General features: G+C 61.2%; 10 protein-coding genes. 6 read left to right on the forward strand and 4 right to left on the reverse strand.

Annotated elements, in window-relative coordinates; all coding sequences use genetic code 11:
• Both IE038_RS23390 and pssA read left to right on the forward strand, forming a co-directional pair.
• The coding region (locus IE038_RS23390) for a sarcosine oxidase subunit gamma family protein (RefSeq protein WP_229775730.1) at positions 1-97 on the forward strand (97 nt) is incomplete at its 5' end.
• A gap of 106 nt (positions 98-203) precedes the next feature.
• The gene (gene pssA, locus IE038_RS23395; protein ID WP_163934585.1) at positions 204-1547 is read left to right on the forward strand and encodes a CDP-diacylglycerol--serine O-phosphatidyltransferase; all 1344 of its coding nucleotides are present in this window, start codon (positions 204-206) and stop codon (positions 1545-1547) included.
• A gap of 80 nt (positions 1548-1627) precedes the next feature.
• On the opposite strand, the gene IE038_RS23400 is transcribed toward pssA, so the two are convergent.
• From IE038_RS23400 to dsbD, 4 genes are all read right to left on the reverse strand, one after another.
• Positions 1628-2176, reverse strand: a complete 549-nt coding sequence (locus IE038_RS23400; RefSeq protein WP_189396383.1) for a L,D-transpeptidase family protein — start codon at positions 2174-2176, stop codon at positions 1628-1630.
• 167 nt (positions 2177-2343) lie between these two features.
• Positions 2344-3114, reverse strand: a complete 771-nt coding sequence (dsbG, locus tag IE038_RS23405) for a thiol:disulfide interchange protein DsbG (RefSeq protein WP_163934588.1) — start codon at positions 3112-3114, stop codon at positions 2344-2346.
• Positions 3111-3953: a prolipoprotein diacylglyceryl transferase family protein gene (locus IE038_RS23410; protein ID WP_189396384.1), complete on the reverse strand. Its 843-nt coding sequence runs from the start codon at positions 3951-3953 to the stop codon at positions 3111-3113. The genes dsbG and IE038_RS23410 overlap by 4 nt, the downstream gene beginning before the upstream one ends.
• Positions 3953-5674 (reverse strand): protein-disulfide reductase DsbD, encoded by a 1722-nt coding sequence (gene dsbD / locus IE038_RS23415; RefSeq protein WP_163934591.1) that lies wholly within the window; start codon positions 5672-5674, stop codon positions 3953-3955. Before dsbD ends, IE038_RS23410 begins: the two co-directional genes overlap by 1 nt.
• 175 nt (positions 5675-5849) lie before the next feature.
• Here dsbD and IE038_RS23420 point away from each other — a divergent pair, with 175 nt between their 5' ends.
• The 4 genes from IE038_RS23420 (at position 5850) to IE038_RS23435 (ending at position 9499) form a co-directional block, all read left to right on the forward strand.
• Positions 5850-6530, forward strand: a complete 681-nt coding sequence (locus IE038_RS23420) for a response regulator (RefSeq protein WP_189396385.1) — start codon at positions 5850-5852, stop codon at positions 6528-6530.
• The gene (locus IE038_RS23425) at positions 6530-7852 is read left to right on the forward strand and encodes an ATP-binding protein (protein ID WP_189396386.1); all 1323 of its coding nucleotides are present in this window, start codon (positions 6530-6532) and stop codon (positions 7850-7852) included. The genes IE038_RS23420 and IE038_RS23425 overlap by 1 nt, the downstream gene beginning before the upstream one ends.
• Positions 7853-7874: 22 nt before the next feature.
• The gene (locus IE038_RS23430) at positions 7875-8933 is read left to right on the forward strand and encodes an RNA methyltransferase (RefSeq protein ID WP_189396387.1); all 1059 of its coding nucleotides are present in this window, start codon (positions 7875-7877) and stop codon (positions 8931-8933) included.
• Positions 8934-9271: 338 nt separating this feature from the next.
• Positions 9272-9499 (forward strand): hypothetical protein, encoded by a 228-nt coding sequence (locus tag IE038_RS23435; RefSeq protein ID WP_163934594.1) that lies wholly within the window; start codon positions 9272-9274, stop codon positions 9497-9499.
• The last annotated feature ends 324 nt before the right edge of the window (positions 9500-9823 follow it).

Raw genomic sequence — 9823 nt, forward strand, 5'->3', positions numbered from 1 at the left:
CACCTGGGAACTGCTGATTCGTCGCAGTTTCTCCGATTACTGGTGGCTGTGGTTGCAGGATGCAGCGAATGAGTTCGGCTTGAACGTTATTGAGTGATATTTTCTCGGATCAATTCGCTCCTGCAGGGAAATGCAAAATCCCTGCAGGAGTGAGTTAATCTGAAAAAACGGCACCATCGTTGTTCGTCTATCTTGAGAGGCTTATGCGGCTCTACCCTCGAAAAACTCCCCTTGCAGCGCTACGTGGTTTTGATTTGTCGGCCGACTCGATCACGGTCCTGCCAACGGCTGCCGACTATCGACGTTGTCTGCTTGAGCATATTGCCTCCGCCCAGCATCGCATTTACATCACCGCCTTGTACCTGCAACAGGATGAATCCGGCCAGGAAATCATCGACGCCCTTTATCAGGCCAAGGTGGCCCGGCCAATGCTGGATATCGTGGTGGTGGTCGACTGGTTCCGCGCTCAGCGGGGCTTGCTCGGGGCAGGCAAGCAACCGGGCAACGCGGCTTGGTACTACGCCGAACGAATACGTCGCGAGGTGGAGGTGCCGGTTTATGGCGTGCCGATACAAACCCGAGAACTCTTCGGCGTGCTGCATTTGAAAGGCAGTGTTATCGACGACTGCGTGATCTACAGCGGTGCCAGCATCAGTAACGTCTACCTGCACAAGTTCGATAAGTACCGCCTGGACCGCTATCACGTGCTCCACAACAAACTGCTGGCTGACTCAGTGCAGGCGTTGATTCAGAACGCTTTGCTGGGCTCCAGGGCGACACATCGACTGGACGTGCCCGCGCCACCCAGGTCCCGCACCTTGCACCGCGCCATCAGGGCGTTCAGGAGTCGTCTCAAGCGTGCCGCCTATGATACGTCGGCAGGAAACAACGAGTCGGGTAGGCTGCGGGTGATTCCTCTGGTGGGTGTTGGCAGGAACAATCCCCTGAACCGGGCCCTGTGCCAATTGGTGGCCGCCAGCCAAAAGCGCCTCACGCTATGTACGCCTTATTTCAACCTGGCGCCGGTGCTGACACGGGAAATCGAACGTGCGCTCAAGCGTGGCGTCACCATCGACATCATCATTGGCGACAAGACCGCCAATGATTTTTTTGTCCCGCCCGACGAACCGTTCACGTTGAGCGCAGCGCTGCCTTACTTTTACGAAATCAAACTGCGTGCTTTCGCCTGCAAGCATCACGACGCCATTGCCCGTCATCAGTTGAATCTGCATCTGTGGAAAGACGGCAATCACAGTTTTCACTTGAAAGGGGTGTGGGTAGACCAACGCTATACCCTCTTGACCGGCAATAATCTCAACCCCCGCGGGTTTCGGCTGGACCTGGAAAATGCCTTGCTTATCGACGACCCGCAGGCTGAATGGGCAATGCCGCGTGATGAAGAGCTTGCACAGCTTGCACGCCATACGACGCGCGTTGAAAGCTACTCGGCATTGGACACCCTCACCGATTACCCGCCGCCGGTGCGCAGGTTGTTGCGGCGAGTCAGGTACGCCCGGATTGGACGGCTGTTGTATGGCATGCTTTGAACGTCGGCCCCAATCCATCGGTCCGCGCATGTACAGTCGCATCCATTGCCGTTGATGTGACTGTGGCGTGTCCGTTTGGGTTATGGATTGATCACGATCGGCGTACCGTTCGGTACCCGTGACCAGATCTCCCGCACTTCTTGGTTAGTGACGGCAATGCAGCCGTTGGTCCAGTTCCAGCGGCGGTGCCACTCGCCGATCCCGCCCCAGCCATTGAGCAGGCCATGGATCATGATATTGCCGCCTGGTTCGACATTGGCCGCTGCGGCCCGTTGCTTGTCTTCGGCATTCGGATAGGAAATGTGCAGGCTCAGGTGGGCAATCGACTGCTCGTTGCGCCAGTCAATGGTATAGCGGCCTTCGGGGGTACGTTCGTCGCCTTCGGCCTGCTTGTGGCCGACCGGGTTCTTGCCCAGGGAAATGCTGTATTCCTGGAGCACCACGCCGTCTTTGAGCAATTGCATGCGCTTTTGCGCCTTGTAGACCATCAGGGTGTCGGCCTGCTCGCTGGCCGCCGCCATATCAGGCGCAGTGCCGGAGCCGTAGCGCATGGCGTAGCGGGTGTAGCCGTAGGCGGCAATCGCCAGCACGCTCACGACAACAAGGCTTTTCAACAGCAGGGAACGCATGGGGTAAACACTCCGTGTGAAGCATCCTGGGATGCCGGCTCCATGGGCCACGGGTGGTGCATACCTGCCCTGGCCCCTGACCGGTTGATTCCGGTCGGGGCGCATTCTGCCGAGGGTTGGGCGGCGACGCAAACCTGTGGTTGCTGCACAGCCCTGCGGTCAGCGACTCAACGTTTGCCAAGGATCTTGCCGAGCATCTCTGGCGCTGGCGCACCCTGTTGTTGCTGCAGTTGCTGGTTGTCGTCGAGGTAGAAAATCGCCGGGGTGGCCGACAGCCCCAGTTCATCCATCAGGGCCATGTTGGCATCGAGCTTGGCCTGTACATCGGCCGGGATGCTCGCTAGCCCTTTGAGGGTGCTGGCCTTGCCGGCCTTTTCATGCTGTTGCAGGGCGTTTTGCGGGTCTTTGCTGGCCAGCAGTGCCGCCGATTTCGCCGGGCTGTCTTCGCGGATGATGCCGACCATGATGTGCCGCAACTGCACTTTGCCAGACTCGACCCAAGGCCGTGCCTGCTGCCAGAACAGGTTGCAGTAGGGGCAGTTGGGGTCGCTGAACATGTAGACGATGCGCGGCGCATCGGCCTTGCCATCGGCGATCCAGCTTGTCTTGTCCAGCTTGGCCCAGATCGCTTTGGCCATGGGTGCATAGACCAGCTTTTCCAGCGGCTCCAGGCTCAGGTCCTTGCCTTGTTCATCAAACAGGCTGCCAACCAGTACATGCTTGCCGTCTGGCGTCAGGTACAGCGCCATGCCGCGGTTCTGGTACTCGGCAGCAAAGCCGCGCATACCATTGGGTGCGGCGAATTCGCCTTTGATGGTTGCACCCTTGGCTTCGATCTTTTGAATGGCTTCGGGCAGTGTTTCGGCATGCACGGCATACGTCGGCAGTAGGCCGAGCCCGAGGGCCAGGCTGAACGCGAGTGCGGCAGGCATCTTCATGGTGTGTTCCTTGTTGGAGCGGTGGAGGTGGCGCGGTCGCGCTCAAAGGATTCCAGGGCATGGCTCAGGCTGGCCCTGGACAGTTCGCCCAGATGGCTACCGTGCAAGCGGCCGTCGGGGGTGTAGAACAAGGTTGTGGGCAACGCCATGGAACCGACCTGCTGGCCCAACTGGCCGCCTGAATCGAACAGTACATGGGACAGGTTCAGCCCAGTGGTTGCCAGAAAGTTACTCACGGTGTGCGGCGACTCTCCTTGGTTGACGAACAGGAACAGTACGTCCTGACGCTCTTGTTGGGCACGTTGCAACACCGGCATTTCTCGTCGGCAAGGGGGGCACCAGGTCGCCCAGAGGTTGATCACCAGCGGTTGACCGCGGTAATCGCTCAGTGCGACCGCACGGCCTTGCGCATCGCGCAGGCTGATGGGCGGCAACTGCGTGTTCTGTTCATATAGGTGGCTGGCGAAGCTTGTCAGTGCCCAGAACACGCCGCCACTGAACAGCCCCCAACCGAGGGGGGCGCGCAGCCGTGGCTGTCGCCAGCCCTTCCAGAGCGCGCCCAGCAGCACCGCGGCAATGGCTGGCCAGAGCATAAAGCCGCCATCCCGAATATCGATGATCTGCAGTGGGTCTTCCTGATAGAACGCCCAGTAACGGATGACAAATGCCAGGCGTGCGACCAGCACACCCAACAAAAACAGGTTGAACAGCGTTGACTCGGGGTTATCGCCATTGCGTCGTGCTACCCGCCAGCCGACCAGGCTGGCGATGGCCAGTGCGCAGAACAGCAGCAGGTGGTCGAGGCCAAGGGCCAGTGGCCCGATATTCACAGTCAGCATCAACCTTGGCTCCGGGTCTCAGACCACTGTTGCAGGAAGTTCGGCGCATCGATTTCACCGGTGATGCGCCGTGCCCGGCGTTCGTTGCCTTCGGGACCGATCCAGATCAGGCTGGGCGGGCCTGGTACCGCATAGCGCTTGAGCAGTTCGCGGCTGGTCGGGGTGTCGGCGGTAACGTCCAGGCGCAGCAAGCGTACGCCGTTCAGCGCGGTCAGCACATCGCTGCGTGCGAATACCTGTTTCTCCATGACCTTGCACGACACGCACCAGTCAGCGTAGTAGTCCAGCAGCACCCACTGTCCCTGGGCGTTGGCGGCATCCAGCTCGCGCTGCAGGCTTGCCGGGTCGCTGACCGTGGTGAAGGCATCGGCGCTGGCCGCCCGTGCTTCACCGCCGCTTGCGCCTGCGTAGGGTTCCAGCGGCCGCCAAGGGTCGCTGCCACCTGCCGCTGCGCCTACTACCATGAGGCTGCCCCACAAACCCAGCAACAGCGCCAATGCCTGCAGCGGGCGCCGGGCCTGCAAGGTCGTCCAGGTGGCCCAGGCCAGGGCGATCAGCCACGCGCCAGCCAGGCCCAGCCACACGGCGGGGTCCAGCACTGCCCGTAGGGTGTAGAGCGCCATCGCCAGGAATACAAAGCCGAAGAAGCCCTTGATTCGTTCCATCCAGGCGCCCGGTCGTGGCAGGTAGCGGTTGCCGAGGGTGACCAGCAACAACAATGGCAGGCCCATGCCCAGACCGAGGGTAAACAGCACCAGTGCGCCTTGCACGGCATTGCCGCTTTGCGCGATGTAGAGCAATGCACCGGCCAGCGGTGCGGTCATGCACGGCCCCATCAACAGGCCCGACAAGGCGCCCAGCAGCGCGGCACCATAGAGGTTGCCACCGCGTGTGTTGTGTCCGGCCTGTTCAAGGCGATCACGCAGCCAGTTGGGCAATTGCAACTCGAAGGCACCGAACATTGGCAAGGCCAACAGTACGAACAGTGCTGCCAGGCTGCCGAGCAACCAGGGTTGTTGCAACCACGCCTGCAAGTTGGCGCCCAGCAGTGCCGCGATGACACCCAGGCCGGCGTACACCAGGGCCATGCTCAGCACGTACACCGACGCCAGCGCCCAGCCCCGGCGGGCACTGGCGCCGTTACCCAGCACCAACCCGGCAAGGATCGGCAGCATGGGCAAGGAGCACGGTGTGAACGCCAGCAGCACGCCCAGGCCAAGAAAGGCCAGCAGGCTCCAGAGCAGTGTGCCGTGTTGCAGGTCGCCGGCCAGGGCCTGGTCGCTTGCCTGCTCGCTCCGAGCGGGATCGGCGGGCGAGAGGGCTACCGTAGCGGTTTGTGGTGGGTAGCACAGGCCCGCATCGGCGCAGCCCTGCCAGCCCATTCGCAGTTGGCCACTGGCCTGGGCCGGCACGATCAGTTCAAGCTCGCCCCGGTACACCGGGCTTTCTCCGAAGAATTCGTCCGTGTGGGTTTGTGCGGTGGGCAGCGTGGGGTGTTGTTCTGCCGGTAGGCCATCGAATTTCAGGCGCTTTTGGTACAGGTAATAGCCGTCGGTGATCTGCCAGTGCAGACGCGTCTGGCCGGAGTCAAGCCGTTCGCTGCTGAACACAAAGGCCTTGTCGACCGCCAGGAAGTCTGGCTGAGCGAACGGCTTGTTGAAAGGTTGGGCCAGGCTCAGGTTACTGAACAGTACCAACAGGGATATCAGAAAAACGCGCATATCGGGTCCTTGTCAGCGCTATCACTCATTCAGCTTGCCGTTGGCTGATTAACTCAAAGTTAACCGACGGTAGAAGCGACCGTCGGCCGATGCGCGACGGGTCGAGGCTGACGCGGCATAATCCTCGGTTAATCCGCCTGCGCTCCAATGGGGCCTTTTATGATCGAGACTGACCATGCACGTATTGCTCTGCGAGGATGATGACCTGATCGCCAGCGGGATCGTCGCCGGGCTTGGTGCGCAAGGCCTGACGGTCGATCGCGTGGCCAGTGCGGCTGCGGCCCAGGCCATGCTCCAGGCCGCCAGCTTCGATGTCATGGTGCTCGACCTGGGCCTGCCCGATGAGGACGGTTTGAAGCTACTGCGCCGTTTGCGTCAACAGGGTGAGACCTTGCCGGTATTGATCCTCACCGCACGGGACGCGGTCAGCGACCGGGTCGATGGCCTGCAGGCCGGCTCCGACGACTACCTGCTCAAACCCTTCGACCTGCGCGAACTGGCCGCACGTCTGCATACGCTGATGCGGCGGATGGCGGGCCGTGCAGTGAACATCATCGAGCACGGCCCCTTGAGTTACGACCCGAGCAGCCGCGAGGCCAGCCTGGGTGGGCAACCGGTAGACCTGTCGCGCCGCGAGCAGGCGTTGCTCCACGCCTTGCTGCACAACCGTGGCCGTGTGTTGTCCAGCGAGCAGCTCAAGGACAGCGTCTATGGGTTTGGTGATGAAGTCGAAAGCAATGCCTTGAACGTACATATTCACCACCTGCGGCGAAAACTGGGTGGTGCCATTGTCGAGACCGTACGCGGGCTGGGTTACCGACTGGGGCCTGCCCAACTGCCTGAAGAGGAGGCCTGATGAGCCTGCGTTTACGCCTGAGCCTGATCCTCGGCACCGCTTTTGTGGTGATCTGGGCGTTTGCCGCGGCCTGGATGCTGCGCGACCTGCGTCAGCAAATGATGTTTTCCCTCGACCAGCGCCTGGTCGCTTCGGCGCGGATGGTGGCGGGTCTGATCGACCAATTGCCACAACCGCTGACCAGCAAGGGCGAGGGCACGCGCCTGAGCGCTGACCAGATGAGCGTCCCTGACGGCATGGCCTGCCAGGTCAGTTCCCTGCGCGGTGAGATCCTTGCCCGTAATCACAGCCACGGTGAACAGCCTCTGGATGACGATCGGATCGGCTTTCATGACCAGATGATCGACGGTGCGTCGTGGCGCAGTTTCACCTTCGCCCGTGGTGATGTGCGTATTACCACGGCAGACCGTCATCAAGAGCGTGAAGCCTTGAATCGCTCAATCCTGCTGGCCGCTTCAGCGCCGGTGCTGGTGGCGTTGTTCGGTACCCTGGGCTTGCTCTGGCTGGGCTTGGGCAGGGGCTTGGCGCCGCTGAATCGGATGCGCGATGCCTTGCGTAAACGAAGCCCTGATTCACTTGAGCCGTTGCAGCTGCGGGCCATGCCCAGTGAGCTGCAACCGTTGCTGGAAACCCAGAACCAGCTGTTTCAGCGCATCGGCCAGACCATCGAGCGTGAGCGCAGGCTGACTGACGATGCCGCCCATGAATTGCGCAGCCCGCTGACTGCAATCAAGACCCACCTGCAGGTTGCACGCATGACCGAGGGTGCTGCCCGTGAACAAGCACTGGAACATGCCGAGCAGGGGGCCGACCGTATGCACCGTACCCTTGAGCAATTGCTCCTGTTGGCGCGGGTTGAGGGCAGCCTGTCGTTCGACGATGGCGTGCAATGCAACGCCGAGCATGTCGCTCGGCAGGCGATTCAGGACATCGGCCAGGAGGGCTCCAGGCGCATCGCGCTGCACCTGGCCCCAGGGGCGGGCGAGGTGTATCTGGACATGCCATCGACCTTGGCGGTCGCGGCATTGCGCAACCTGCTGGAGAATGCCCTGCGCCATACCCAGGGCAGTGCGCCAGTGGAATTGCACGTGCAATTGGAGGGAGAACGCATTGATTTCAAGGTGCGGGACCATGGGCCGGGTATTCCGGCGCAACACGTGGAGCACCTGACCCAGCGCTTCTGGCGCAATGGCCAGAGCAACGGTTGCGGCCTGGGCCTGGCGATCGTTCAGGCGATTGTCCAGCGTTGCGCCGGGTCGTTGGCGTTCGATAGCCGCAGTGACGGTTTGCGCGTGTTGTTGCAGATTCCCCGCCGTGTATGAGCGGTGATAGCATGCGCGCCCCATGACTATCCAAGACTTCCACCAGCGGCTCGCCGACCTTGGCGCCAAACCTGTGCATATCGGGCGTATCACCCGTGCCTGGCTGCGCGGCGTACCGCTTGACACGGGCACCCGTCGTCAGAAAACCGAGCACTTCCTGCCTTTGAGCGTGCGGCAGGCCCTGCCGCAGTTGAGTGCCGAACTCGACAGCCTGGCACGGCTGAGCGCCGAACATCCCGGTGGCGATGGTTCGGCGCGCCTGCTGGTGGAGCTGGCTGACCGTCAGCAGGTGGAAAGCGTATTACTGCCACGCGGTGGTTTGTGCGTGTCCAGCCAGGTGGGCTGCGCGGTGGGTTGTGTATTTTGCATGACCGGCAAAAGCGGCCTGCTGCGGCAACTGAGCACTGCCGAGATTCTGGCTCAGGTGGCACTGGCCCGGCGTTACCGAGCGGTCAAGAAAGTGGTCTTCATGGGCATGGGCGAGCCTGCCCACAACCTCGACAACGTGCTGCAGGCCATCGACCTGCTGGGCACTGAAGGCGGTATCGGCCAGCGTAACCTGGTGTTCTCCACCGTGGGCGACCCGCGCGTGTTCGAGCGCCTGCCACAACAGCAGGTCAAACCGGCGTTGGCGCTGTCGCTGCACACCACCAATGCGGCGCTGCGCCAGCAGTTGCTACCGCGCGCGCCACGGATCGACCCTGAAACGTTGGTCGAGCTGGGCGAAGCCTATGCGCGGCAGATCGATTACCCGATTCAGTACCAGTGGACACTGCTCAAAGGTATCAACGACAGCCAGGAAGAAATGGACGGGATTCTGCGCTTGCTCAAAGGCAAGTACGCGATCATGAACGTGATCCCTTACAACAGCCTGGAGGCCGATGAGTTCCAGCGGCCTGACGCAGATCGCATCGAGCAGATCATGCGCTACCTGCACAGCAATGGCGTATTGACCAAAGTGCGCAACTCGGCGGGGCAGGACATTGACGGTGGTTGCGGCCAGTTGCGGGCACGGGCGGCGGACCTGATGCAGCGCAAACGGGCGAATGCATCGCCGTCGCTGCTGCTTGCCGGCGAGTGATAGTGAAAATTCGCTGTTTCAAGTAAGACATTTCCCAAGCATACTTTTCCGGCGTTCTTGCCGTTGTGCCTGCCATTGGCGCGGACTAGTCTTGCCGCGTCGTTGTCTATTCAGCGACCGGGTTTAGTCGCCCGAATCTCAATGTCAGGCGCATCGCGTCTCTGTAACCGTTGCGGGTATTTTTGTACCTGTAATGTCGTGTTATGGCGGCTGTGCGTGGGGCACCCTCGGGTGCGCCGGGTGCCTGACTTCCCGGTCGACTAACCTGCGTACAGCTGCCACCTACTATCGTTTAGTCGCGATTCGTGGCAGCTCCACCGAAAGTCAGGAGTTGCGCCATGATCAAACTCACGCCCGATCCTCCCGCACTGCGTGTTCGTCAGGACCTTTCCTCAGAAGTCGCCTTGTTGCATGCCCACAAACACCTTGCGTGCGCAATTGCGGCCACGCGACAAGCCCTTGAGCACAGTGGGTCGCAGGCCGAGTTACTGATTCAAGGCGTTTTCTATCAGGTTGAAGTGGCTAAAGAGCTGGTTGAGGTTTCGCTGAAAAACCTCCGGCATTAGCGTAATGCTGTCAGGATGCTGCGCCCTGAGGGAGCAAGGCTTGCCTGCGATGGCATCAACACGGTGTCAGTGAGTGCAAGGTGCTCGCATCGCAGGCAAGCCTGCTTCCCACAAAAAAACAGGCAAGGCCGCGAGGTCCTTGTGTGTTTTTTCGACCCGCGTGATCAATTTCGGAAGCGTCCTACATCCATCCCGTGGCTTGATTTGTTAGCGTCCGTGCCTCGCAGCAGCCACCGGGGGACCAGGGATGTTCTCAGCCGCCAATCACGCGCACTTCAGCCTGACGATCGATGACCTTCAGCACGACCTTCAGGTACTGTCATT

It is taken from the genome of Pseudomonas laurentiana (assembly GCF_014648275.1).
Taxonomy (GTDB): Bacteria; Pseudomonadota; Gammaproteobacteria; order Pseudomonadales; family Pseudomonadaceae; genus Aquipseudomonas; species Aquipseudomonas laurentiana.